Genomic DNA, 23,491 nt, shown 5'->3' with positions numbered 1-23,491 from the left:
ATAGGTTAGGGCTTACCTAAGAAGCAGGCTAGACGATCGGAGACGCCCCCGTGAACCACCCCCGGCCCAAAAGCCCGGCTCTCCCGGGCCCTCGGCATCCCGCTGACCCGCAAGTGCGTGCGGTACTTCGAGCGGCGCCCCTATCCCCCGGGCGTGCACGGCCGGTCCCGCCGCACCACCTCCGACTACCAGGTGCGGCTGCTGGAGAAGCAGCGGCTGCGCCACCAGTACAACGTCAGCGAGGCCCAGTTGCGCCGGCTGTTCGACGAGGCCGCCCGGGCCGCCGGCAAGACCGGCGACACGCTCGTCGCGCTGCTGGAACGACGCCTCGACGCGGTGGTCCTGCGGGCCGGGCTGGCCCGCAGCATCTACCAGGCCCGCCAGCTCGTCGGGCACGGCCACATCACCGTGGACGGGCGCAAGGTCGACCGGCCGTCGTACCGGCTGCGGCCCGGCCAGGTGGTCGGCGTACGCGAGCGCAGCCGCACGCTGCCGCCGTTCCAGCTCGCCGCCGCCGGGGCGCACGCCGACGCGCAACCCCGGCCGTACCTGTCGGCGCAGCCGGCGCAGCTGCGCGCCACGCTGGTACGCGAACCGGCCCGGCACGAGGTGCCGGTGGTCTGCGACGAGCAACTGGTGGTGGAGTTCTACTCCCGCTGACCGGTTACCGGGTCTGCTCCAACCAGGACGCGTACAGCAGCGCGTACACGGAGTCGGTGTCGCGGACCAGCTCGTCGTGCGGGCCACGCTGCACGATCCGGCCCCGGTCCACCACGATCACCTCGTCCGCCGCCTGCGCGGTGGACAGCCGGTGCGCGATGGCGAGCGTGGTCCGCCCCCGGGTCACCGCGTCGAGCGTGCGTTGCAGGCGTACCTCGGTGGCCGGGTCGACGGCGCTCGTCGCCTCGTCCAGCACCAGCAGGTCCGGGTCCGCGACGTACGCCCGGGCCAGCGCCACGAGCTGCCGCTCGCCGACGCTGAGCGCCTCCCCGCGCTCACCGACCGGCGTGTCCAGCCCGGACGGCAGCCCGTCCAGCCAGTCGGCCAGGCCCAGCTCGCCGAAGGCGGCGGTGAGCCGCTCGTCGGTCAGGTCGGGGCGGGCGAAGCGGACGTTCTCCCCGACCGTGGCGTCGAACAGGAAGCCGTCCTGCGGCACCATCACCACCCGGGAACGCAGCGAGTCGAAACGCACCTGCCGCAGGTCGACGCCGGAGAGCAGCACCGCGCCCTCGGTCGGGTCCATCAGCCGGGTGAGCAGCTTGGCGAACGTGGTCTTGCCGCTGCCGGTCTCGCCCACCACCGCCACCCGGCTCTTGGCCGGGATGTCCAGCGTCACGTCGTGCAGCACCGGCGGGCCGCCCGGATAGGCGAACGTCACGCCGGCGAACCGGGCGTCCAGCGGCCCGGGCGGCAGCTCCCGCCCCTGCTCGCCCGGGTCGGCCACGTCCGGGGAGACGTCCAGCACGTCCAGCACCCGGCGCCAGCCGGCGATCGCGTTCTGCGCCTCGTTGAGCACCTCGGTGGCGATCTGCACCGGCTGGATGAACAGCGTGACCAGGAACAGGAACGCGGTGAGCTGGCCGACCGACAGCGTGCGGTCGACGCCCAGGCTCACCCCGACCACGACCACGCCGGCCAGCGCCAGCCCGGCCGCCAGCTCCCCCACCGAGCTGCCCATGATGCTGATCCGGATCGCCCGCTGCTGGGCCACCCGCTGACCGTCGATGGCCGTGTCGAGCCGCCGCGCGGTCCGCCCGGCGATGCCGTACGCCCGGATCACCGGCGCGCCCACCACGCTCTCGCCGATCGCGCCGAGCAGCGTGCCGGTGCGCTGCCGCACCAGGCCGTAGGCCCCGGCGAGGCGGCGCTGCAACTGCCGGATCACCAGCACCGCCGGCGCGAACGCGACGAGCACCACGAGCGTCAACTGCCAGGAGTACGCGAGCATCACCGCTGTGGTCACCAGCAGCTGGCCCAGGTTGACGATCAGGATCACGCCGCCCCACTGCAGGAACTGGGTGATCTGGTCGACGTCGCTGGTCACCCGGGAGACCAGCGAGCCGCGCCGCTCGGACTGCTGGTGCAGCATGGACAGGTCGTGCACGTGCCGGAACGCCCGGGTGCGCACCCCGGCCAGGGCCGTCTCGCTCACCGTGAACAGCCGGCGCATCATCAGGTAGCCGCAGGCGGTGGTGACCACCAGCACCCCGGCGGTGATCGCCACGGTGAGCGAGATGACGTTCAGGTCGAGCCCGCCGACGATGCCGTGGTCGATGCCGCGCTGCACCGCCACCGGCACGGCGACCCGGCCGACCATGTAGACCAGCGCCAGCGCGAGCGTGCCGGCGAGACCGGTGCGCAGCTCCGGGGAGAGCGCCAGCCCGCGCCGCAACGTCTGCCAGGTCGACTCGGTGGTCTCGGTGCTCCGGTCCGCCTCCGCCGTCGTCGCGCTCACCGCTCCACCTCCAGGCCGGAGGCCAGCGGCGTGACCTCGTCGTACGTCTGCTTCTGCTCGCGTTCCTGCTCGGCCTGCTCGTACGCGGTGACCAGGTCGGCGTAGCCGGGCACGGTGGCCAGCAGCTCGGTGTGGGCGCCGCGGGCGACCACCCGGCCCTGCTCCACGTAGATCACCTCGTCGGCGAGCGCGATGGTGGCCCGGCGGTACGCCACCACCAGGATCGACGCCGGGGCGCCGCCGTCGGCGGGCGCGCGCAGCCCGGCCAGGATGGCCGCCTCGACGCGCGGGTCGACAGCGCTCGTGGCGTCGTCGAGCACCAGCAGCCGGGGGCGTCCGGCCAGCGCCCGGGCCAGCGTCAGCCGCTGCCGCTGCCCGCCGGACAGCGAGGTGCCTCGCTCGCCGACCATGGTGTCCAGCCCGTCCGGCAGCGCGGCCACGAAGCCGTCCGCCTCGGCCAGCCGCAGCGCCGCCCACACCTCGTCGTCGCCGATGCCGGCCCGGTCCAGCGCGATGTTGGCCCGGACCGTGTCGTCGAAGACGAACGGCACCTGCGCCACCAGCGCCACGTTGCCGGCGAGCGAGGCGGCGGTCAGTTCCCGCACGTCCACGCCGTCCAGCGTGACCCGCCCGGCGCCCGGGTCGACCAGGCGCACGGCCAACGACGCGATCGTGGACTTGCCCGAACCGGTGGGCCCGACCAGGGCGACGGTCTTCCCGGCCGGCACGGTGAACGTCACCTCGCCGAGCACCTGGGCGCCGGGCAGGTGCGCCTCGGCCGGCTCGTACGCGAAGTGCACGTCGTGGAACGCGAGCGTGGCCGGCGTACGGGTGGCCGGGTCGAGCGTCCTCGTGCCGTACGGCATCTCGCCTGTCGCGTCGAGCACCCGGCGCACCCGGTCCCACCCGGCGACGCTGCGCGGCAGCTCGGCCAGCACCCAGCCGATGGCGCGCACCGGGAAGGCCAGCACGGTGAACAGGAACGCGACGCTGACCAGCTCGGACACGGTGATCGCGCCCTGCCGCAGCCGGATCGCGCCGACCACCAGCACGGCGAGCGTGCCGAGGCTGGGCAGCGTCTCCAGCATCGGGTCGAAGACGCCGCGCAGCCGGCCGACCGAGATCAGCGCGTCCCGCAGCTCGCCGGCGCGGGCGGCGAAACGGGCGGTCTCCTGGGCCTCGCGGCCCATCGTCTTGACCACCAACGCGCCGTCGAAGCTCTCGTGCGCGATGCCGCTGACCTCGGCGCGCAGCCGCTGCGCCCGGGCCTGCCGGGGCGCCATCCGGCGGGAGTAGACCACGTTGAGCGCGAACAGCGCGGGGAACACGGCGAGGCCGACCAGGGCCAGCGCCCAGTCGGTGACGAACAGTGACGCCACCGCGCCGACCAGCATCACCAGCGTGCCGACCGCGAACGGCAGCGGCGCGATCGGGTACCAGGCCGCCTCCACGTCGGAGTTGGCGTTCGACAGCAGCGTGCCGGTGGAGTTGCGGTGGTGCCAGGCCAGCGGCAGTTCCAGGTAGCGGCGGGTGACCCGGCGGCGGTAGGCGGCCTGGAGCCGGTACTGCATGTAACCGGCGCCGAGCCGCCGGCCGAAGATGCCGACGACCCGCAGCACGCTGATGCCGAGCAGCGCCGCCGCGGCCAGCGCCAGGGTCCCGCGGGCCACCTCGCCGCGCTCGACCGCGGGCACGACGACCTTGCCGACCACCCCGCCGACCACGTACGCGCTGGCGATCACCAGGAGGCCGAACAGCACGCTGCCGCTGACCGCCACCGCGAAGATCCGCGGCTGTTCCCGGATGGCCCGGCCGAGCACCCGTAGCCCTCTGCCGAGCACGTCCCGACTTGTCCCGCTCGCCACGTTCGCCCCCGCCGTAAGCCGCAATTTTCTCCCCCATCCTTACCGCTCGCCGCCAGCTCCGCCGACCCGGCCGGGATATGTCCGCCGTCACGTTCGCACCGGACCTGGGCGGACACCGGCCCTCGATGCTCGCGGCCCGCCGTAGCGCCGGGCGTGGCGCGCCGATCGGCCGCGACGGGCCTACGATCGGGCCATGCCGCGGTACGCCCGAACGGAGCGCGAGGCGCTCGCCGACCTGATGCTGGAGCTGGGACCGGACGCGCCGACTGTGAACGAGGGGTGGACCACCCGCGACCTGGCGGCGCACCTGCTGGTGCGGGAGCGCCGGCCGGACGCGGCGGGCGGGATCCTGCTGCCGCCGCTGCGCGGCTACGGCGAGTCGGTCCGCAGGCGGATCGCCGCCGGGCCGTACGCCGACCTGATCGCCCGGGTCCGCCGTCCCCCGGTGTGGAGCCCGGTGAGCAACCCGCTCACCGACGAGATCGCGAACGGCATGGAGTTCTTCATCCACCACGAGGACGTCCGCCGGGCCCGGCCGGGCTGGCAGCCGCGTGACCTGCCGGCCGGGCAGCAGGCGGTGCTCTGGAAGCGGGTCGCCCTGCTGGCCCGGATGGCGCTGCGGCGCTTCCCGGCCGAGGTGCTGGTGCAGGCGCCGGGGCACGGCGAGCTGCGGGCCGGCGGCGGCGGCGAGCGGCTGCGGCTGGTCGGCGCGCCGGGGGAACTCGTGCTGTTCCTCACCGGGCGGCAGCGGGTGGCCCGGGTCCAGGTGGACGGTCCGGCCGAGCGCGCCGAGCGTCTGCGTACCGCCGAACTGGGCCTGTGACAGACGTTTCCGCCCGTCCACCCAGGCGATCGTAGAATGTGGACACCCGGCGTTCGATAACGTTCGCCGGCTGCCGTACGCTCCTGCGCACCGGCCCGACCCTGCGGGGCGGCGGACAGGGGACGACGATGCGGGACTTCGCGCTCTCGGCGCTGCACGAGCCGCCCTTTCCCTCCCGGTGTCACCCGGCCGCGGACGAGGTGGCCGCGCAGAGCGTCGCCTGGGTGCGCGGTTTCGGCCTGGTCAAGACCCAGGCCGGCCTGCTGCGGCTGGCCGGCGCCCATGCCTCGGAGCTGGCCGGACGGGCCTGCCCCGAGGCGTCCCCGGCCGGTCTGCGGCTGCTCACCGACCTGATCAACTGGCTGTTCGTGGTGGACGACGCCTGCGACGACGACGGGCTGGGCGCCGCGCCGACGGTGCTCGCGCCCACCCTGGCGGCGCTGCTGGAAGTGCTCGACCGGCACGGTGACCCGGACGCGCCCGCGCCCACCGACGCCGGCCCGATGGGCCTGGCGCTGCACGATCTGTGCCGGCGGGCGCGCGGCCGGGGCCGGCCGGCGCACCTGATGCGGCTGGTGAGCCAGTTGCGGGAGTACCTGCTGGCGCTGCTGTGGGAGGCGGCGAACCGGGAGCGCCGGCGCGTGCCGGGGGTCGCCGAGTACGTGCAGATGCGCCGCCACACCGGCGGCGTACGCCCCAGCTTCACGGTGACCGACCTGGCCCGCCCGTCCCTGCCCCGGGCCGACCAGCGGGCGACCCCGGCGCTCACCGCGCTGGACGCCCTCGCCACCGACCTGGTCTGCTGGTGCAACGACGTGTTCTCCTACGGCAAGGAGCGGGGCGTCACCCCGGACGCGCACAACCTGGTGACCACGATCGCGGGCGAGACCGGGCAGGACGAGTCGGCGGCGCTGAACGCGGCGGCGAACCGCTTCAACGCGGCCCTCGCCTCGTACGCGGAGCGGGACGCGGCGTTGAGCGCCGGGGCCGACGAGGGGATGCGGGCGTTCCTGGACACCCGCCGGGACTGGATCCGGGCCACCTACGACTGGTCCCGCGCCGCCAGCCGATATGCCTGATCCGATTCCAGAAGTCGGGACCGGTGGCGACTCGGCCGATCAGGGCTAGCCGCTGGCCGGGTACAGGCAATACCCTTCGGTAACCGCAGACCGGCGTGACCCCCGTCACGTCCCTCCACCCCTGAAGGCGGCTACAGCGATGGCTCTCGATGTACCGTACCGTTCCGTACCCGACATGTTCCTCAAGCGCGTGGCGGACTCCCCCGACCGCCAGGCGTTCGCTCACCCCGCACCCGACGACTCGGGCCCGGTCTGGCTGACGTGGGAGCAGGTCGGGCAACGCGCGAAGGCGATCGCCGCCGGGTTGCACGGGCTCGGTGTCGGCCTGGAGAACCCGGTGGCGATCCTGGCCAACACCCGGCTGGAGTGGGTGCTGGCCGACTTCGGCATCATGTGCGCCGGTGGGGCCACCACCACCGTCTACCCGACCACCGAGCCCGACGACGCGGTCTACATCATCGCCGACTCCGGCTCGAAGGTGCTGTTCGCGGAGAACCCGGCCCAGGCGGCGAAGATCGCCGGAGCGGACCTGCCCGCGCTGACCCACGTGGTGCTCTTCGACGGCGCGCCCGACCCGGCCGCCGCCGTCCCGCAGCTCACCCTGGCCGAGCTGGAGGAGCGCGGCGCCGCCGCGCTGAGCGCCGAGCCCGACCTGATCGACATGCTCGTGGCCGGCATCGGCCCGGACCACCTGGCGACGCTCATCTACACCTCGGGCACCACCGGCCGCCCGAAGGGCGTGGAGCTACTGCACGGCGGCTGGTGCTGGGAGGGCGTGGCGCAGGCCGAGCTGGGCCTGCTGCGCACCGACGACCTGCAGTACCTGTGGCTGCCGCTGTCGCACTCGTTCGGCAAGACGCTGCTCTGCGGCGCCACCCACGTCGGCCTGCCCACGTACGTCGACGGCCGGGTGGACAAGCTGGTCGACCTGCTCGGCGTGATCCGGCCGACGCTGATGTGCGGCGCGCCCCGGGTCTTCGAGAAGGTCTACAACAAGGCGGTCACCACCGCGCAGGGCGCGGGCGGCGCGAAGGCCAAGATCTTCGCCTGGGGCGTCGAGGTCGGCAAGGAGAAGGTCGCGCTGGAGCAGGCCGGCAAGCCGGTGCCGGCCGGGCTGCGGATGAAGTACGCGCTGGCCGAGAAGCTGGTGTTCAGCAAGCTGCAGGCCCGGCTCGGCGGCCGGATGCGGGTGCTGGTCTCCGGCGCGGCGCCGCTGAGCAAGGAGATCGCCACCTTCTTCGCCGCCGCCAACCTGCCCATCTCCGAGGGCTACGGCCTGACCGAGACCAGCGCCGGCGCGTTCGTGAACCCGCCCGACGGGCTGAAGATCGGCAGCGTGGGCCGGGCCATGGGTGATCTGGAGTGCCGGATCGACACCGACGGCGAGATCCTGATGCGGGGCAAGCCGGTCATGCGGGGTTACCACAACCTCCCCGAGGAGACCGCCGCCGCGTTCACCGAGGACGGCTTCTTCCGCAGCGGCGACATCGGCACGCTCGACGACGACGGCTACCTGCGCATCACCGACCGCAAGAAGGACCTGGTCAAGACGTCCGGCGGCAAGTACGTCGCGCCGTCGCACATCGAGGGCATGTTCAAGGCGGTCTGCCCGTACACCTCGCAGGCGGTGGTGATCGGGCAGGCGCGCAACTACTGCACCATGCTCGTCACGCTGGACCCGGACGCGATCAAGGGCTGGGCCGCCGGCACCCCGCTGGAGGGCAGCGACTACACCACGATCGTCACCTCGCCGCAGGCGCGGGAGATGGTCGAGGGGTACGTCGCCGAGCTGAACGCCAAGCTCAACCGCTGGGAGACGATCAAGAAGGTGACGATCCTCCCCCGTGACCTCACCATCGAGGACGGCGAGGTCACGCCGTCGCTGAAGATCAAGCGCCGGAGCGTGGAGACGAACTTCTCCTCCGAGATCGACAAGATGTACGAGGGCACGCTCGCCGAGCTGTGACCCGCACCGCCAGTCGGTAGCGCCGGCCGTGCCCCACCGTCCCGGGGCACGGCCGTTCGCGTCGGCGCCGGTCAGAGGTGCTGCTGCCGCCAGCGGCTCTGCTCGGCCTCGGCGGCGATCTGCTCCTCCAGCGCGAGCTGGCGTACCCGGCGCCGGTGACCGTTCTCGCCCCGGGTCTCCCAGGCCACTCCCGCGCCGGTGACCACCGCCAGCACGATCAGCGCGACCAGCTCCGGCACACGGAACACGAATGGGGCGACCGCGGTCAGCGCCCCCACGGTGGTCAGCAGCCGCCAGTGGATCTCGCGCAGCGCCACCCACCAGCACCCGGCGACGCCGAGCAGGTGCAACGCGACCCCGCCGAACAGGATCGCGCCCCAGAAGTCGCCGAGCGGCAGCCCCCAGGCGGGCGTGTGCGGATCGGCGGCCTCGGCCAGCAGGTCCTTGAGGCCGAGCGCGTAGAGGATGATCCCGGCGACTATCGGCAGGTGCAGGAACGTGTACGCGGTGCGGGCCAGCCGCAGCCGTGTGGCGCGGTCCCGGGCCTGGTGCAGGACCTGTTCCATGGCGAACGCCAGCGTGTCGAAGTACGCCCACCACAGCGCCGCCACGACCGTGATGCCGAGCAACGCGGCGATCGCCACCGGGCCGGTGAGCGGCAGCCCGCGCTTCGGGCCGAGCCCCAGCGCGATGATCGACTCGCCGAGTGCGACGAGCACGATGAGCGCGTGCCGTTCCGCCCAGTGCCCGGCCGAGAGCACCACCCACCACTGCTGGCCCAGGACCGTCCCGGCGACGTACTCGACAAGCAGCGCCAGCGTCCAGAGCGCCAGTTGCAGCCCGACCGCGAACCGCTCCTGCGGCAGCCGGCCGGGGAGTGTGCCGGCGACGACAAGCAGCGCCGTGGCCACCGTCGGGGCCAGGAAGCGCATCCGCAGTCCCCGGCGCCGGGCCGGGTCGGCGCGGTCGGCCCAGGCGAAGACGGTGAGCTGGGCGGTCCGGATCACGAAGTAGCACGCGGCGAAGACCAGCGGCCCGGGCAGCCAGCCACCGCTGTTGGCGAACGCGCTGGGCGTGCTGAGCACGAGCAGGAACGTGGCCGCCACGGTGACGACGCCGATCAGCGGCAGCATCCCCTGGTCGGCGCGGAACGCGTTGCCCATCCGGGCGAAGCCGGTCCACGACCACCAGAGCAGCGCCAGCACCAGCAGGAACCGGTAGAGGTTGGCGGGCGTGAGCACCGAGGCGGTGAGCGTGGTGACGCTCAGGAACGCGAAGACGAAGACCAGGTCGTAGAAGAGCTCCAGCCGGGTGGTGCGGGAGCCCGGCGCGCTGCGCCGCACCGCCCACGACCACCGGACCGCGTCCCCGTCTCCCACCCGGGCAGTGTGCGGGCGCGGACCCGCCCGCAGCTGTGGTTCGGGCGGTTCACCACCGGATCGGGCGGGCGGTCAGGCGATGACGCTCGGCTCGCGCCACTGCGGGCGGCTGGTGCGGTCCAGGTCGTAGCGCACCGCGTCGATCCGCCCGACCGCCTCCACCAACTCGTCGGCGGGCAGCGTGAAGGGCAACCGCAGGAAGCGCTCGAGCGTCCCGCCAGGCCGAACCGGGGTCCGGGCGCCAGTCTTTATGTTCTACCTCCTCGGCGGCTCCGGGCCAGCGCGCTGGAGATCGGGCCGTCCAGCTCGGCCCAGAGCGTCACGCCGCCGCGCGGCGGCGTGACCCGCCAGTCGGGCAGCTGCTCCGCGAGCGCCGCGACCAGGGCGTCGCGCTGCGCGGCGAGCTGGGCCCGGCGGGCGGCCACGATGGCCGGCGCCTCGGCGAGCAGATGCACGGCGACGAGCTGGTCGAGCACCGGGCTGGCCATGTCCACCCCGACCCGGGCCGCGGCGAGCCGCTGCACCTGGGGCGCGGAGGCGCGGACCCAGCCGATCCGCAGGCCGCCCCAGTAGGGCTTGCTCATCCCGCCGATGCTGATCACCCGGGAGTGCCTGTCGAAGACCGCGACCGGCGGCGGCAGCGGGGTGCCGTCCAGCGGCAGGTCGACGAAGGACTCGTCGACGACGAGGTCGGTGCCGGCCGCGTGGGCCGCGCCGACCAGCCGTTCGCGCAGGTCGGCCGCCATCAGGTGGCCGGTCGGGTTGTGGAACTCCGGGATCACGTACGCGAGCTTCGGCCGGGTCTGCCGGATGCTGCCGAGCAGCAGCTCGGCGTCCCAGCCCTCGTCGGACAGGCCGTGCGTGGCGATCCGGGCGCGCCGGGCGGCCAGCGCGGCCAGCGCGTTGGGGTAGGTGGGTGACTCGACGAGCACCGCGCCACCGGGCGACAGGGCCAGCCGCAGCACCAGGTCCAGCGCGTGCTGCGTACCGCTGGTGACCATGATCTGCTCCGGGCTGGTGGGCAGCCCGCGCTCGGTGTACCCGCGGGCCACCGCCTCCCGCAGCTCGATGATGCCGGTCGGGTGGTAGCCGGCCCCGCCGAGGTAGCGGGGCAGGTCCTCGGCGGCCGCCCGGGCGGCCGGGACGAGCTGCGGCGGCGCGGACAGCGCGGCCACGCCGAGGTCGATCATGTCGCGGTCGTCCAGCGGCGTCCACAGCCCGGTGCTGGCGACCCGGTGGCCGCCGGGCAGCATGGTCCAGCTCCCGGCGCCCCGGCGGCTGGCCAGGTGGCCGCTCTCCCGCAGTTCCCGGTACGCGGCGGTGACAGTGGTCCGGCTGATCCGCAGCGCCTCGGCCAGTTCCCGCTCGGCCGGCAGGCGTACCCCCAGGGGCAGCCGGCCGTCGGCGAGCAGGCCCCGGACGGCGCCGGCGAGCGCGGCGTAGTCGGGGCTGCGGCGGCGGCCCGGCAGCGCATGCCACTGGCCGAGGAGTCGCGCCAATTGGACGCCGCGCACCTGGCTGGTCATGGCCACACCTCCGAAATTGGACCCCTTACGTCCTGCAATTGGCCCCTAGGGTGGCATGCATGGCACCGCTTGGCAATCTCGGGCACCGTTCGGCGCGACGACTCACCCAGCTCTACGCCGGGCTCGTCCTGTACGGCCTCAGCATGGCGCTGATGATCCGGTCGGAGCTGGGGCTTGACCCGTGGGACGTGTTCCACCAGGGGCTCGCCCGGCAGACCGGTCTCTCCTTCGGCACCGTCACCATCGCCGTCGGCGCTCTCGTGCTGCTGCTCTGGATCCCGCTGCGGCAGCGGCCCGGCCTCGGCACGGTCAGCAACGTCGTGGTCATCGGCCTGGTCGTCGACGCCACCCTGGCCGTGCTGCCGCCCGGTGAGGGCATGCCGGCGCGTGCCGCGATGCTCGTGGCCGGGATCGTCGCCAACGGCGCCGCCACCGGGCTCTACCTCGGCGCCGGGCTCGGCCCCGGGCCCCGCGACGGTCTGATGACCGGATTCGTCGCCCGTCATCCCCGCTTCTCGGTACGGCTGGTCCGCACGAGCATCGAGGTCACCGTGCTGGCCCTCGGCTGGCTGCTCGGCGGAACCGTCGGCCTCGGCACCGTGGCGTACGCGCTGACCATCGGCCCGCTCGCCCAGTTCTTCATCCCGGTCTTCGCGCTGCCCGCACGGCCGGCGAGCGGCGCTTACGCTACGTGACCGGCGCCGGGCCGACCGCCACGGCCCGAAGCGATCCGCAACGCGCTGAGCTGCGGTGACGAAGAACAGCAAAACCAGGTGTTTCCTCCGCCGTCGCGGCCGGGCATCATTCCTGCATGGGGGAGAACGGATGGCGTTGGAGCGACGCCTGGATCTTCGTCGCGCTTGTCATCGCCAGTGGCGCCGGCCGGCACCGGCGGTCCGCGTCGACACGCCGCCCCGAAGGCGTACGACTGGCCGACGTCCTCTCCACCGCCGACCACCTCAACCAGGCCATCCCCGAGCGGCACGAGGTGGAGGGCGCGGTCCGGCGGCTCGTCGGCGCGGGCCTGGTCAGCGTCGCCGACGGCTGGTTCCGGGTCACACCGGACGGTGAGCGGCTCTGGCGCACCCGCCCCAGCGCCGGGCTCGGCACCACTGTGGACACGGTGCAGGGCGTGCTGACCCGCCGGCACCCGCCCGGTGAGTCCGAGTGGCAGCTCGACGAGGACGACCACGCCGCCGCCGTGCAGGAGTACGTGGTCCGCTCGATCCCGATGCCGCGCCGCTCCCCCGAGGGGCACTCCGGCCGGCAGTGAGCGCGCCTCAGCGCACCGGGTGCCCGGCGCCGCGCAGCGCGTCCTTGACCTCGCCGACGGTCAGCTCACCGAAGTGGAAGACGCTCGCCGCGAGCACCGCGTCCGCCCCCGCGCCGACGGCCGGCGGGAAGTGCGCCACCTCGCCCGCGCCGCCGCTGGCGATCACCGGCACGTCGACCACCTCCCGGACCGCCTGGATCAGCGGCAGGTCGAACCCGGCCTTGGTGCCGTCGGCGTCCATCGAGTTGAGCAGGATCTCCCCCGCGCCCAGCTCGGCGCCGCGCGCCGCCCACTCGACCGCGTCCAGCCCGGTGCCCCGCCGCCCGCCGTGCGTGGTCACCTCGAAACCGCTCGGCGTCGTGCCGTCGGGCGCGCGGCGCACGTCCAGTGAGAGCACGAGCACCTGACTGCCGAACCGGTCGGCGATCTCGGCGATCAGCTCCGGGCGGGCGATGGCGGCGGTGTTCACGCCCACCTTGTCCGCCCCGGCCCGCAGCAGCGTGTCGACGTCGGCGACCTGGCGGACGCCGCCGCCCACGGTGAGCGGGATGAAGACCGACTCGGCGGTACGCCGCACCACGTCGAGCATGGTGCCGCGGTCACTGGACGAGGCGGTGACGTCGAGGAAGGTCAGCTCGTCCGCGCCGGCCCGGTCGTACGCCGCCGCCAGCTCCACCGGGTCGCCCGCGTCGCGCAGGTCGAGGAAGTTGACCCCCTTGACCACGCGCCCGGCGTCCACGTCCAGACACGGGATGACCCGTACCGCCACCGTCATGCCCCGAGCCTAGCAACGCGGGGGGCGGTGGTGACCCGCCGGTGAGGCCGGTCACCACCGCCCGTGGTGGTACGGGTTCACGCCGGTCAGAGACGGACCAGCATCTTGCCGAGGTTCTCGCCGCGCAGCAGGCCGAGGAACGCCTCCGGGGCCTGCTCGATGCCGTCGACGATCGTCTCGTCGTACGACAGCCGGCCCTCGCGCAGCCAGCCCGCCACCTCCTGCACGAACTGCTCCCGCAGGTGACCGTGGTCACTGACGAGGAACCCGCGCAGCGTCAGGCGTTTGCCGATCACCAGCGCCAGGTTGCGCGGCGCGGCCGGCGGCTCGGTGGCGTTGTACTGGGCGATCATGCCGCAGATGGCGGCCCGGCCGTGCACGTTCATCGCCCCGATCGCGGCCTCCAGGTGGTCGCCGCCGACGTTGTCGAAGTACACGTCGACGCCGTCCGGCGCGGCCGCCCTGAGCTGCTTGGACACCGGGCCGTCGTGGTAGTCGAACGCGGCGTCGAAGCCGAGCGCGGTGAGCCGTTCCACCTTCGCCGCGGGCCGGCGCTGCCGATCACCCGGCCGGCGCCGCGCAGCTTCGCGATCTGGCCGACCATGCTGCCCACCGCGCCGGCCGCGCCGGAGACGAAGACGGTCTCCCCCGGCTTCATGGCGGCCACGTCGAGCAGCCCGGCGTACGCGGTCAGCCCGGTCATGCCGAGCACGCCCAGATGGGCGGTCACCGGTGCCAGGTCCGGGTCGATCTTGCGCGCGCCCTTGGCGTCCACCAGCGCGTACTCGCGCCAGCCCAGCCCGTGCAGCACCGTGTCGCCGGGCTTGACGCCGCCGGCCTCGCCGGCCACCACCTCACCGATCGCGCCCCCGTCGAGCGGGGCGTCGAGCGCGAACGGCGGCACGTACGACTTGACGTCGTTCATCCGCCCGCGCATGTACGGGTCGACGGACATGAACCGGTTGCGGACCACCACCTGTCCCGGGCCCGGCGTCGGCACCTCGGTGGTGACCAGCCGGAAGTTCTCCGCGGTCGGCCAGCCCTGCGGCCGGGACGCCAGATGGATCTCCCGGTTCATCCCGCTCATCGGGCCTCGCGGACCGTGCGGGTGACCTCGAGGTTGCCCCGGGTCGCGTTGGAGTAGGGGCAGACCTGGTGGGCCGCGTCGACCAGCTGCTCGGCGGCCGCGCGCTCGACCGCGGGCAGGTCCACCACGAGGGTCACGGCGAGGCCGAAGCCGCCGCTGCCGTTCGGGCCGATGCCCACCTCGGCCTCGACCACCGAGCCGGAGACGTCCGCCTTGGCCTTGCGGGCGACCACGCGCAGCGCGGAGTGGAAGCAGGCCGCGTAGCCGGCCGCGAAGAGCTGCTCCGGGTTGGCCGCGCCGCCGGCGCCACCCATCTCCTTCGGTACGGCGAGGTCCAGCTCGACCGTGCCGTCGGAGGTGCGGACGTGACCGTCGCGGCCGTCGCCGGTGGCGCGGGCGGAGGCGGTGTAGAGCACCTGCATGTCACTGCTCCTTCTGTCGGTGGATCGTCTCGGTGACCCGGGTGAGGATGCCGTGGAGGAAGACCAGTTCGGCCTCGGTGAGCCCGGTGGCGGTGGCCACCTGCCGCGGCACGTCACACATCCGCTCCCGCAGGGCCCGGCCCTGGCCGGTGAGGCCCACCTCGACCCGGCGCTCGTCGGCGGCCGAGCGGGTACGCACCACCAGGCCGGCCGCCTCCAGCCGCTTGAGCAGCGGGGAGAGCGTGCCGGAGTCGAGCCGGAGCGCGGCGCCGAGCTCGGAGACCGTGGGGGCGTCGTCGTCACGCTCCCAGAGCACCAGCAGCACCAGGTACTGCGGGTAGGTCAGGCCGTGCTCGTCGAGGATGGGCCGGTAGACGTCGGTCATGGCGCGCGACGCCGCGTAGAGGGCGAAGCACACCTGCCGGCGCAGCACCAGATCATCGGTCACCGCGAAACCGTAACGCACAATTAGGTTGTGCACAACCGATCGGCGTGTGGTCCGGGGCGCGCGAGGCACCCCGGAACGCCTCAGGCGGGGAGGTACGCCTCCAGCTCGACCTCGACCAGCAGGTCCGGGTCGATCAGCCCGGCCACCACCACCATCGTCGCCACCGGGCGTACCGGGCCGAACACGGCGTTGTGCGCCCGGCCCACCTCGTCGGCGAAGATCCGGTCCGTCACGTACATCCGGGTCCGCACCACGTCGCCCGGACCGGCGCCCACCTCGGCCAGCGCGTCCAGGCCGATCCGGATCGCCTGCGCGGTCTGCGCCGCCGCGTCGCCGGCGTGCGCCACCCGGCCGTCCACAGTGGAGGTGCAGCCGGCCGTGATCGCCAGCGAACCGGCCCGGACCACCCGCGAGTAGCCGTACAGCGCCTCCCACGGGCCGCCCGAGCCGAGCCGGGTCACCACACCGGCGTCCGCCGGCGGCTCGGGCGGCGCGGCGGTCACGCGCCGGCCCGCAGCGTCGCCAGCGCCTCGGCGACGGTGAACGCGCCCGCGTAGAGCGCCTTCCCGGCGATCACGCCCTCCACGCCCACCGGCTCCAGCGTGGCCAGCGCCCGCAGGTCGTCGAGCGTGGACACGCCGCCGGAGGCGATCACCGGGGCGTCGGTGCGGGCACACACCTCGCGCAGCAGGTCCAGGTTCGGCCCGCGCATGGTGCCGTCCTTGGTGATGTCGGTGACCACGTACCGCGCCGCGCCCGCCGCGTCCAGCCGGGCCAGCACCTCGTACAGGTCACCGCCGTCGCGGGTCCAGCCGCGCGCCGACAGGGTACGGCCGCGCACGTCCAGCCCGATCGCCACCCGGTCGCCGTACTCGCCGCAGATCCGGTCGCACCACTGCGGATCCTCCAGCGCGGCGGTGCCGATGTTCACCCGCGCCGCCCCGGTGGCCAGCGCCGCCCGCAGCGACTCGTCGTCGCGGATGCCACCGGACAGCTCCACCTTCACGTCCAGCTTGCCGACCACCTCGGCCAGCAGCGCGGCGTTGGAGCCCCGCCCGAACGCGGCGTCCAGATCCACCAGATGGATCCACTCCGCGCCGTCGGACTGCCAGGCCAGCGCCGCGTCCAGCGGGTCGCCGTACGCGGTCTCGCTACCGGCGGCGCCCTGCACGAGCCGGACGGCCTGGCCGTCGGCGACGTCCACGGCGGGCAACAGGGTGAGGCTCAACGCTTCTCTCCTCGGATCCTCAACGACGGTCCAGCGCGATCACCACGATCGCGGGCAGGACCAGCAACAACAACGCGACCAGCACCAGCCGCAGCGCCAGGTCGTCCACCAGGCTCCAGATGCCGACCACCGCCACCGCGGTGAGCACCAGGATCGTCGCCCGCTCCCGGCGGGTGTGCCGGCGCAGCCGGCCGGTACGGCCGCGCCGCAGCGACGGCGTCAGCCGGCGTACCAGGGAACGACGCCGCTCCCGGCGGGCCACCCGGCGGGCGCGGACGGCGCGCGCACGCTCCTGCTCGGCCTCGCGCTCCGCGCGGCGGCGGGCCCGCTCCTTGCTCACGCCGACGCCAGCGGGCCGGTCACAGCGTGCCGAGCCAGTTGCGCAGCAGCGCCGCACCGGCGTCGGCCGACTTCTCCGGGTGGAACTGCGCGGCCGACAGCGCGCCCCGCTCCACCGCGGCCACGAAGTCCGTGCCGTGGTGCGCGGTGGTCACCGTGGCGCCCGCCTCGGCCAGCGCCGCCGGGTCCGTCACGCCGTAGGAGTGCACGAAGTAGAACCGGGTGCCCTCCGGCAGCCCGGCGAACAGCGTCGAGCCGGCCGGCGGCCGCACCGTGTTCCAGCCCATGTGCGGCAGCCGCCGCGCGGGCAGCCGGGTCACGCCGCCGGGCAGCAGCCCGAGCCCCTTGGTGACCACGCCGTGCTCCTCGCCGTGCCCGAAGAGGATCTGCATGCCGACGCAGATGCCCAGCACCGGCCGCCCGGCGGCGACCCGCTCGGCGATCACCGGCCCGGCGCCCAGCGCCTCGATCCCGGCCATGCAGGCGGCGAACGCGCCCACGCCCGGCACCACCAGGCCGTCGGCCGACGCGGCGGCGTCCAGGTCGTCGGTGACGGTCACGTCGGCGCCGGCCCGCGCCACCGCGCGCTCGGCCGACCGCAGGTTGCCCGAGCCGTAGTCGAGCACCACCACGCGCCGCGTCATCAGCTCTCCCCCGGCAGCAGCCAGAGCACCCCGGCGACGGTGGCCAGTACGGCCAGCAGCCCGGTGACCACCACGGCGGCGCGCGGCGCGCCCTGCTTGAGCAGCGACCACGTCCCGCCGACCAGCAGCCCGGCCAGGATCAACACGAGAGTGGGCAGCACCTTCATTAGAGAGCGCCCTTCGTGGACGGCACCACACCGGCGTTACGCGGGTCCAGCGCGGTGGCCTCGCGCAGCGCGCGGGAGACGGCCTTGAACTGCGCCTCGACCACGTGGTGCGCGTCCGGGTGCCCGCCCGGCCGGGCCGCGCGCAGCACGTCCACGTGCAGCGTGATCCGGGCCGACTGGCCGAACGACTCCCAGATGTGCCGGGTCATGCTCGTCGGGTAGACCGGCCCGATGTACGGGGCCAGCGCCGGCTCGTCGTGCACCACGTACGGGCGGCCGGACAGGTCGACGGCGGCGCGGACCAGCACCTCGTCCATCGGGACGGTGGCCGAGCCGTACCGCCGGATGCCCGCCTTGTCGCCCAGCGCCCGGTCGAACGCGGCGCCCAGCGCCAGCGCGGTGTCCTCCATCGTGTGGTGCGCGTCGATCTCCAGGTCGCCGACCGTGTGCACGGTCAGGTCGAAGCCGCCGTGCCGGGCGATCTGGTTGAGCATGTGGTCGTAGAAGCCGACGCCGGTGGAGATGTCGGCCTGGCCGGTGCCGTCGAGGTCGATCTCGACGAGCACCTTGGTCTCGTTTGTGACCCGCTCGATCCGGGCGATCCGGCTCATGAAACGTTCTCCATCGCGGTGAGGAAGGCGTCGGTCTCGGTCGGGGTGCCGGCGGTGACGCGCAGCCAGCCGGGCAGGCCGACGTCGCGCACCAGCACGCCGGCATCGAGCAGGGTACGCCAGGCCACCGCCTGGTCCCCGTCGACGGCGAACAGCACGAAGTTCGCGTCGCTGTCGGCCACCCGGTGGCCCCGGGCGCGCAGCTCGGCGACGATCCGGTCCCGCTGCTCCATGATCGCGGCCACGGTGCCGAGCAGGGCGTCCCGGTGCGCCAGCGCCGCGCGGGCGGCGGCCTGGGTGAGCGCGGACAGGTGGTACGGCAGCCGGACCAGTTGCACCGCGTCCACCACCGCCGGGTCGGCGGCCAGGTAGCCGAGCCGCCCGCCGGCGAAGCCGAACGCCTTGCTCATGGTGCGGGTCACCACCAGCCGCGGGTGGCCGGGCAGCACCGCCAGCGCGCTGACCGTGCCGGGCCGGGCGAACTCGGCGTACGCCTCGTCCACGACCACCATGCCGGGCGCCTCGTCCAGCACGGCGGCGACCACGGCCGGGTCGAGCGCGGTGCCGGTCGGGTTGTTCGGCGAGCAGAGGAACACCACGTCCGGCCGGTGCTCGCGGACCTGGGCCACCGCCTCGTCGGCGGTGAGCCCGAAGTCCGCGCCGCGCCGGGCGGGCACCCACCGGGTGCCGGTGCCGAGCGCCAGCAGCGGGTGCATCGAGTACGCCGGGGTGAAGCCGAGCACGGTGCGCCCGGGACCGCCGAACGCCTGCAGCAGCTGCTGCTGGATCTCGTTGGAGCCGTTCGCCGCCCACACGTGGTCGGCGGTGAGCCCGTGTCCCAGGTAGGCGGCCAGGTCGGCGCGCAGCGCCACCGCGTCCCGGTCCGGGTAGCGGTTGAGGTCACGCAGCTCGGCGGCGAGCGCCTTGCCGATCGCCTCGACCACCGGCTCGGGCACCGGGTAGGAGTTCTCGTTGGTGTTCAGCCGCACCGGCACGTCGAGCTGCGGCGCGCCGTACGGCGTGCGCCCGCGCAGGTCGTCGCGGATCGGCAGGTCGTCGAGCGTGGTCACGACGCCCCGCCCTCGGGGAACCGGACGCTGACCGCCTGGCCGTGCGCGGGCAGGTCCTCCACGGTCGCCAGCGTGACCACGTGCGGGGCCACGTCGCGCAGCGCCTCCTGCGTGTATTCGACCAGGTGGACGCCGCGCAGGAACGACTGCACGGACAGCCCGGAGGAGTGCCGGGCGCAGCCGCCGGTGGGCAGCACGTGGTTGGAGCCCGCGCAGTAGTCGCCGAGCGACACCGGCGACCAGGCGCCCACGAACACCGCACCGGCGTTGCGGACCCGCAGCGCCCACTCGCGGGCGTTCTCGGTCTGGATCTCCAGGTGTTCGGCCGCGTACGCGTCGACCACCCGCAGGCCCGCCTCCAGGTCGTCGACGAGGACCACGCCGCTCTGCTCGCCGCGCAGCGCGGTGCCGATCCGCTCGGCGTGCTTGGCCGCGGGCGCCTGCCGGGCAAGCTCCGCGTCGACCGCGTCGGCCAGCGCGGTGGACGGGGTGACCAGCACGCTGGCCGCGAGCGGGTCGTGCTCGGCCTGGCTGATCAGGTCGGCGGCGACGTGCGCCGGGTCGGCGGTGTCGTCGGCCAGGATCGCGATCTCGGTCGGGCCGGCCTCGGCGTCGATGCCGACCACGCCGCGCAGCAGCCGCTTCGCGGCGGTGACCCAGATGTTGCCCGGGCCGGTGATCATGTCGACCGGCTCGCAGCGCTCGTCCCCGGCCGGGTCGGCGCCCGCCCCGTACGCGAGCATGGCGACGGCCTGGGCGCCGCCGACGGCGTACACCTCGTCCACGCCGAGCAGCGCGCAGGCCGCCAGGACCCGGCGGTCCGGCAGGCCGTCGTTGTCCTTCTGCGGCGGGCTCACCACCACCAGCGAGCGCACCCCGGCCGCCTGGGCCGGGACGACGTTCATCACCACCGTCGACGGGTACATGGCCAGGCCGCCGGGGACGTAGAGACCGACCCGGTCGACCGGCACCCACCGCTCGGTGACCGTGCCGCCGGGCACCACGGTCGTGGTGTGGTCGGTGCGGCGCTGGTCGGCGTGCACCTTGCGGGCCCTGGTGATCGACTCCAGCAGCGCGGCGCGGACCTGCGGGTCCAGCTCGTCCTCGGCGGCGCGGATCGTCTCGACCGGTACCCGCAGCCGCTCCGGTGACACACCGTCGAACCGTTCGCTGGCCTCCCGGATCGCCGGGTACCCATGCTCCCGGACAGCCTCGACCAGCGGGCGGATCCGCTCGACCGCCACGGAGACGTCGAGCTGGGCACGGGGCAGCAGGCGGCGCGGGTCACGTGCCCCGCCGCGCAGGTCGATCCGATTCAGCACGCCTGCGAGTCTAGGCCGCCGCCGCGGCGACCGGCCCGGGCCGCCCGCACGCCGGGACGGTGAGCCGGGACACGCGCGGGCGGGCGCGTTGGGGATACGCTCGATCGCGTGAGCGCACGGCTGCCGGTGTTCCCGCTCGGGACCGTCCTCTTCCCCGGGCTGGTCCTTCCGCTGCACATCTTCGAGGAGCGCTACCGGGCGCTGGTACGCCACCTGGTGGCGCTGCCCGAGGGCGCGCCGCGCGAGTTCGGCGTGGTCGCGATCCGGGCCGGCTGGGAGGTGGCGCCGGCCGGGCCGCCGGGGCGCTTCGGGCTGACCGCCGGCGAGGTCACGCTGCACGAGGTGGGCTGCACCGCCGAGCTGCGGCAGGTCACCGAGCTGGCCGACGGCGGGTTCGACATCGTCACCGTGGGGCGGCGCCGGTTCCGCCTCGCCGAGGTCGACCATTCCGCCGAGCCCTACCTGACGGCGGAGGTGGAGTGGTTGCCCGAGCCGGGCGGCCCGGACGAGACGGCCGACCTGCTGGCGGCCCGGGTGATCTCGGTGTTCCGGCAATATCTCGGCCTGATCCGGCCGGACCAGCAGGAGATCTCCGAGCAGTTGCCGGAGGACCCGACGGTGCTCTCGCACCTGGTGGCCGCGACCGCCGCGCTGACCGTGGACGACCGGCAGCGGCTGCTCGCCATCGACGACACCGCCGCCCGCCTGCGGGCCGAGCTGCGCCTGCTCAACCGGGAGACGGCGTTGCTGCGGCAGGTCCGGGCGGTGCCGGTGCCGCTCAGCGAGCTGGCGGGTCTCCCGGCGCCGAACTGAACCCCGGCGCCGGCGGCGGCCACCCGCCGTCGAACTCCGGCTCCGGCCGCAGCGACGGCCACCGCGACCAGCCCGCGAGCAGCGTGTACGTGACTGCGGCGCCGAACGCGGCGAGCAGCAGGTTGCCGTGCGGCAGCGGGAGCGGGCCGAACCAGTCGACGCCGCCGGCGCGCAGGTCGACGGGTTTGGTGAAGGCGGTACCCGGCGGCGCGGTCTCCACCAGCCGCTGGAACGTGGACAGGCCGATCCGGCGGCCGACCTGCCAGGCCACCACCGCCGCGCCGAGACCGCCGAGGGTGACCGCGAGCAGGCCCGCCGGACCACGCCGGCGGCGCAGCACCACCCACAGGGTGATCGCGGCGAGCACGCCGAAGCCGAGGGTCAGGAGGCTGAACCAGCCGTCCGCGGCGATCGGCTGCTCCGGCTGCGTGGTGGCGTAGACCGCGCCGGCCGGCGTCTGCCGTACCGGGGTGGCCGGCGCCGCCCACACCCAGAGCAGCCCGAGCGGCGCGCCGAGCGCGGTGAGCAGCGCGGCCACGCCGAGGGTGGTCGCCACCACCCGGGGGGAGCGCCGGGACGCGGGCGACGCACCGGGGAGCTGCGTCACGACGCCCGGATGCCCGGCCAGCGGGTCGGCGCCGGGCGCGGTGACCGGGGTGCCGGCGGGCACCGGCAGTCCGCCGGGCCAGCCGGGTGGTCCGCCGGGCCAGGCAGGCGGCTGCTCGCGCTCGGGCCGCGCCTCGGCGCCGTCGGCACGCTCGCGCGTCCGCTCGGGATCAGGGGTGTCCGGAGTCACCCGTTGATCCTCTCAGGCCGGGGCACGGCGCGGGGCGGTGGTCGCCGCCTCAGCGCGCGAACGGTTCCACCATCACCGCGGCGGCCTTGAGCCAGGCGTTGCGGGTCTCGGCCTGGAGCTGGTGGTACTCGATCGAGGAGCCGGTCTCCAGCGCCGGGTCGTAGGGCACCACCGCCACCGCCCGGGTCCGGGTGGCGAAGTGCCGTTCCAGGTCGTCCTGCAGGGAGGTCCGGCCGGGCGTCGGGCAGGAGATCAACGTGACCGCGTTGTCGGCCAGGTCGCCCATGCCCTCCTCGTGCAGCAGGTCGAGCATCCAGTCCGCGCTGAACGCCGCGTCCTCACGCGGCACGGTGGTCACCACGAGCTGGTCGGCGGCCTGCATCACGGTACGCCAGTTCGGGCTCTCCACGTTGTTGCCGGTGTCCACGCAGACCACCTCGTGGGTGCGGCGCAGCAGCTCCAGCACCCGCTTGACGGTGAACTGGTCGAGCCGCTGGGCGAAGCGCGGGCTCTCCTCGCCGGCCAGCACGTCGTACGAGCCGTCGGAGGCGTGCCGCAGGTAGTCGTCGAGGTGGGACAGCAGCCGGTTGCCCTCGAGGATCTCGATCTGCGCCAGGTCGTGGATCAGGTGCCGGATGGTGCGGGCGTGCCGGGCGCTGCCGGCCCGCAGCCCGAGCGTGCCGCGCAGCTCGTTGTCGTCCCAGGCGAGCACGCCGCGCCCGCGGACGCTGCCCACCGTCGCCGCGGCGAGCACGGTGGCGGTGGTCTTGTGCACCCCGCCCTTGGGGTTGGCGAACGCGAGCACCCGGGGCGTGCCCAGCTCGCGGCGCAGCACGCTGGTGGCGCGTTCCAGCTCGGCGTCCGGCTCGGGGGCACGCCACTGCGCCTGGGCCGGCGCGACCCGCCCGGCGCGGCCGGAGCGGCCCTCCAGCGGGCTGCGCGGCGCGGGCACCACCGGTTCCGGCGCGGGCGGGACGTCCGGCCGGTAGCGGCCCCGGTCGAGCAGGGCGTACCGGGACTCGGCCGGCGGCGGCGCGGGCCGGTAGCCACCGTCGAGAAGGGAGTAGCGCGACTCGGCCGGCGCCTCGGCCCGGCCGCGCGGCTCCGGCAGCGCCGGTTCGGCGCGCCAGGACGGCTCCGGCCGGGGCTCGGCGGCGAAGGACGGGTCCGGCGCGACAGACGGCTCGGCGCGCCAGGACGGCTCGGCCGGATAGGGCTGCCCGGCGCGCCAGGACGGCTCCGGGTCGGTGCGGTACGCCGGCTCGGCCCGATAGGCCGGTTCACCTTCCTGGCGGGGGTCGGCGCGGAAGGCGGGGTCGACGCGGAACGTGGCCTCGGCCCGGTAACCCGGCTCGGCGCCGTACGACCCGTCGGGGGCGCGGCCGACGGCGGCGGCGCGCCCG

23 protein-coding genes and 2 pseudogenes are annotated in these 23,491 nt (G+C 74.5%); 7 read left to right on the top strand and 18 right to left on the bottom strand.

The genetic code is table 11. From position 1 onward, the window contains the following. The first annotated feature begins 96 nt into the window (after positions 1-96). Complete coding sequence (gene rpsD, locus MCBG_RS28960) at positions 97-660, top strand: 30S ribosomal protein S4 (protein WP_051611424.1); 564 nt, start codon at positions 97-99, stop codon at positions 658-660. A 4-nt stretch (positions 661-664) separates the two neighbouring features. Here the strand turns inward: rpsD and MCBG_RS28955 are convergent, their stop codons facing one another. Together MCBG_RS28955 and MCBG_RS28950 are read right to left on the bottom strand one after the other, a co-directional pair. Further along, a complete protein-coding gene (locus tag MCBG_RS28955; RefSeq protein WP_043329513.1) occupies positions 665-2,455 on the bottom strand; it encodes an ABC transporter ATP-binding protein in 1,791 nt (596 codons plus the stop codon). After that, positions 2,452-4,320 carry an ABC transporter ATP-binding protein gene (locus tag MCBG_RS28950; RefSeq protein ID WP_181373759.1) on the bottom strand — a complete coding sequence of 623 codons (1,869 nt, stop codon included), beginning with the start codon at positions 4,318-4,320 and terminating at the stop codon, positions 2,452-2,454. The genes MCBG_RS28955 and MCBG_RS28950 overlap by 4 nt, the downstream gene beginning before the upstream one ends. 193 nt (positions 4,321-4,513) lie before the next feature. On the opposite strand from MCBG_RS28950, the gene MCBG_RS28945 reads away from it, so the two are divergent. The 3 genes from MCBG_RS28945 (at position 4,514) to MCBG_RS28935 (ending at position 8,188) form a co-directional block, all read left to right on the top strand. Then, a complete protein-coding gene (locus MCBG_RS28945; RefSeq protein WP_030500278.1) occupies positions 4,514-5,143 on the top strand; it encodes a TIGR03085 family metal-binding protein in 630 nt (209 codons plus the stop codon). Positions 5,144-5,271: 128 nt separating this feature from the next. Next, positions 5,272-6,222, top strand: coding sequence for a terpene synthase family protein (locus MCBG_RS28940; RefSeq protein WP_043331108.1), 951 nt, complete (start codon positions 5,272-5,274; stop codon positions 6,220-6,222). Positions 6,223-6,361: 139 nt separating this feature from the next. Next, positions 6,362-8,188 (top strand): AMP-dependent synthetase/ligase, encoded by a 1,827-nt coding sequence (locus MCBG_RS28935; RefSeq protein WP_043329509.1) that lies wholly within the window; start codon positions 6,362-6,364, stop codon positions 8,186-8,188. A gap of 71 nt (positions 8,189-8,259) precedes the next feature. Here the strand turns inward: MCBG_RS28935 and MCBG_RS28930 are convergent, their stop codons facing one another. Both MCBG_RS28930 and MCBG_RS28925 read right to left on the bottom strand, forming a co-directional pair. Then, a complete protein-coding gene (locus tag MCBG_RS28930; RefSeq protein ID WP_181373758.1) occupies positions 8,260-9,567 on the bottom strand; it encodes a low temperature requirement protein A in 1,308 nt (435 codons plus the stop codon). A 72-nt stretch (positions 9,568-9,639) separates the two neighbouring features. Next, positions 9,640-11,093, bottom strand: a pseudogene (locus MCBG_RS28925) (PLP-dependent aminotransferase family protein). A 59-nt stretch (positions 11,094-11,152) separates the two neighbouring features. Between MCBG_RS28925 and MCBG_RS28920 the strand changes: the two are divergent. After that, positions 11,153-11,788 (top strand): membrane protein YczE, encoded by a 636-nt coding sequence (locus tag MCBG_RS28920; protein ID WP_043329506.1) that lies wholly within the window; start codon positions 11,153-11,155, stop codon positions 11,786-11,788. A 116-nt stretch (positions 11,789-11,904) separates the two neighbouring features. Further along, entirely contained in the window at positions 11,905-12,366 is a 462-nt protein-coding gene (locus tag MCBG_RS28915; protein ID WP_043329504.1) for a hypothetical protein, read from the top strand. A 7-nt stretch (positions 12,367-12,373) separates the two neighbouring features. On the opposite strand, the gene hisF is transcribed toward MCBG_RS28915, so the two are convergent. The 12 genes and pseudogenes from hisF to hisD all read right to left on the bottom strand — a co-directional run bounded on the left by hisF (position 12,374) and on the right by hisD (position 20,479). Then, on the bottom strand, positions 12,374-13,141 hold the full coding sequence (gene hisF, locus MCBG_RS28910; protein WP_043329502.1) for an imidazole glycerol phosphate synthase subunit HisF: 768 nt from the start codon (positions 13,139-13,141) through the stop codon (positions 12,374-12,376). 86 nt (positions 13,142-13,227) lie between these two features. After that, positions 13,228-14,228 (bottom strand): annotated as a pseudogene (locus MCBG_RS28905) (NADP-dependent oxidoreductase). Next, positions 14,225-14,650 carry an organic hydroperoxide resistance protein gene (locus MCBG_RS28900; RefSeq protein WP_043329501.1) on the bottom strand — a complete coding sequence of 142 codons (426 nt, stop codon included), beginning with the start codon at positions 14,648-14,650 and terminating at the stop codon, positions 14,225-14,227. Before MCBG_RS28900 ends, MCBG_RS28905 begins: the two are co-directional and overlap by 4 nt. 1 nt (position 14,651) lies before the next feature. Then, on the bottom strand, positions 14,652-15,098 hold the full coding sequence (locus tag MCBG_RS28895) for a MarR family winged helix-turn-helix transcriptional regulator (protein WP_043331106.1): 447 nt from the start codon (positions 15,096-15,098) through the stop codon (positions 14,652-14,654). A gap of 80 nt (positions 15,099-15,178) precedes the next feature. Continuing rightward, on the bottom strand, positions 15,179-15,601 hold the full coding sequence (locus tag MCBG_RS28890; RefSeq protein ID WP_043329499.1) for a RidA family protein: 423 nt from the start codon (positions 15,599-15,601) through the stop codon (positions 15,179-15,181). Beyond that, positions 15,598-16,326 carry a bifunctional 1-(5-phosphoribosyl)-5-((5-phosphoribosylamino)methylideneamino)imidazole-4-carboxamide isomerase/phosphoribosylanthranilate isomerase PriA gene (gene priA, locus MCBG_RS28885; RefSeq protein WP_043329497.1) on the bottom strand — a complete coding sequence of 243 codons (729 nt, stop codon included), beginning with the start codon at positions 16,324-16,326 and terminating at the stop codon, positions 15,598-15,600. Before priA ends, MCBG_RS28890 begins: the two co-directional genes overlap by 4 nt. Before the next feature lie 19 nt (positions 16,327-16,345). Beyond that, positions 16,346-16,666 carry a hypothetical protein gene (locus tag MCBG_RS28880; protein WP_043329495.1) on the bottom strand — a complete coding sequence of 107 codons (321 nt, stop codon included), beginning with the start codon at positions 16,664-16,666 and terminating at the stop codon, positions 16,346-16,348. A 19-nt stretch (positions 16,667-16,685) separates the two neighbouring features. Continuing rightward, entirely contained in the window at positions 16,686-17,309 is a 624-nt protein-coding gene (hisH, locus tag MCBG_RS28875) for an imidazole glycerol phosphate synthase subunit HisH (protein ID WP_043329494.1), read from the bottom strand. Continuing rightward, complete coding sequence (locus tag MCBG_RS33260) at positions 17,309-17,476, bottom strand: hypothetical protein (RefSeq protein WP_176722837.1); 168 nt, start codon at positions 17,474-17,476, stop codon at positions 17,309-17,311. Before MCBG_RS33260 ends, hisH begins: the two co-directional genes overlap by 1 nt. After that, positions 17,476-18,087: an imidazoleglycerol-phosphate dehydratase HisB gene (gene hisB, locus MCBG_RS28870; RefSeq protein ID WP_043329493.1), complete on the bottom strand. Its 612-nt coding sequence runs from the start codon at positions 18,085-18,087 to the stop codon at positions 17,476-17,478. The genes MCBG_RS33260 and hisB overlap by 1 nt, the downstream gene beginning before the upstream one ends. Next, positions 18,084-19,157: a histidinol-phosphate transaminase gene (locus tag MCBG_RS28865; protein ID WP_043329492.1), complete on the bottom strand. Its 1,074-nt coding sequence runs from the start codon at positions 19,155-19,157 to the stop codon at positions 18,084-18,086. The genes hisB and MCBG_RS28865 overlap by 4 nt, the downstream gene beginning before the upstream one ends. Beyond that, positions 19,154-20,479 carry a histidinol dehydrogenase gene (gene hisD, locus MCBG_RS28860; RefSeq protein WP_043329491.1) on the bottom strand — a complete coding sequence of 442 codons (1,326 nt, stop codon included), beginning with the start codon at positions 20,477-20,479 and terminating at the stop codon, positions 19,154-19,156. Before hisD ends, MCBG_RS28865 begins: the two co-directional genes overlap by 4 nt. A gap of 108 nt (positions 20,480-20,587) precedes the next feature. On the opposite strand from hisD, the gene MCBG_RS28855 reads away from it, so the two are divergent. Continuing rightward, positions 20,588-21,292 carry an LON peptidase substrate-binding domain-containing protein gene (locus MCBG_RS28855; RefSeq protein ID WP_043329490.1) on the top strand — a complete coding sequence of 235 codons (705 nt, stop codon included), beginning with the start codon at positions 20,588-20,590 and terminating at the stop codon, positions 21,290-21,292. On the opposite strand, the gene MCBG_RS28850 is transcribed toward MCBG_RS28855, so the two are convergent. Then, positions 21,258-22,088 carry a DUF2567 domain-containing protein gene (locus MCBG_RS28850; protein WP_043329489.1) on the bottom strand — a complete coding sequence of 277 codons (831 nt, stop codon included), beginning with the start codon at positions 22,086-22,088 and terminating at the stop codon, positions 21,258-21,260. The two genes, MCBG_RS28855 and MCBG_RS28850, sit on opposite strands and share 35 nt — an antisense overlap. A gap of 49 nt (positions 22,089-22,137) precedes the next feature. Further along, positions 22,138-23,491 (bottom strand): ATPase (locus MCBG_RS28845; protein ID WP_043329488.1); only part of this gene is annotated, 1,354 nt, incomplete at its 5' end.

The organism is Micromonospora sp. M42, from assembly GCF_000568915.1.
GTDB lineage: Bacteria > Actinomycetota > Actinomycetes > Mycobacteriales > Micromonosporaceae > Micromonospora > Micromonospora chalcea.
Note: the sequence above shows the minus strand (reverse complement) of the source record. Positions and strands in the feature narration are given on the sequence as shown.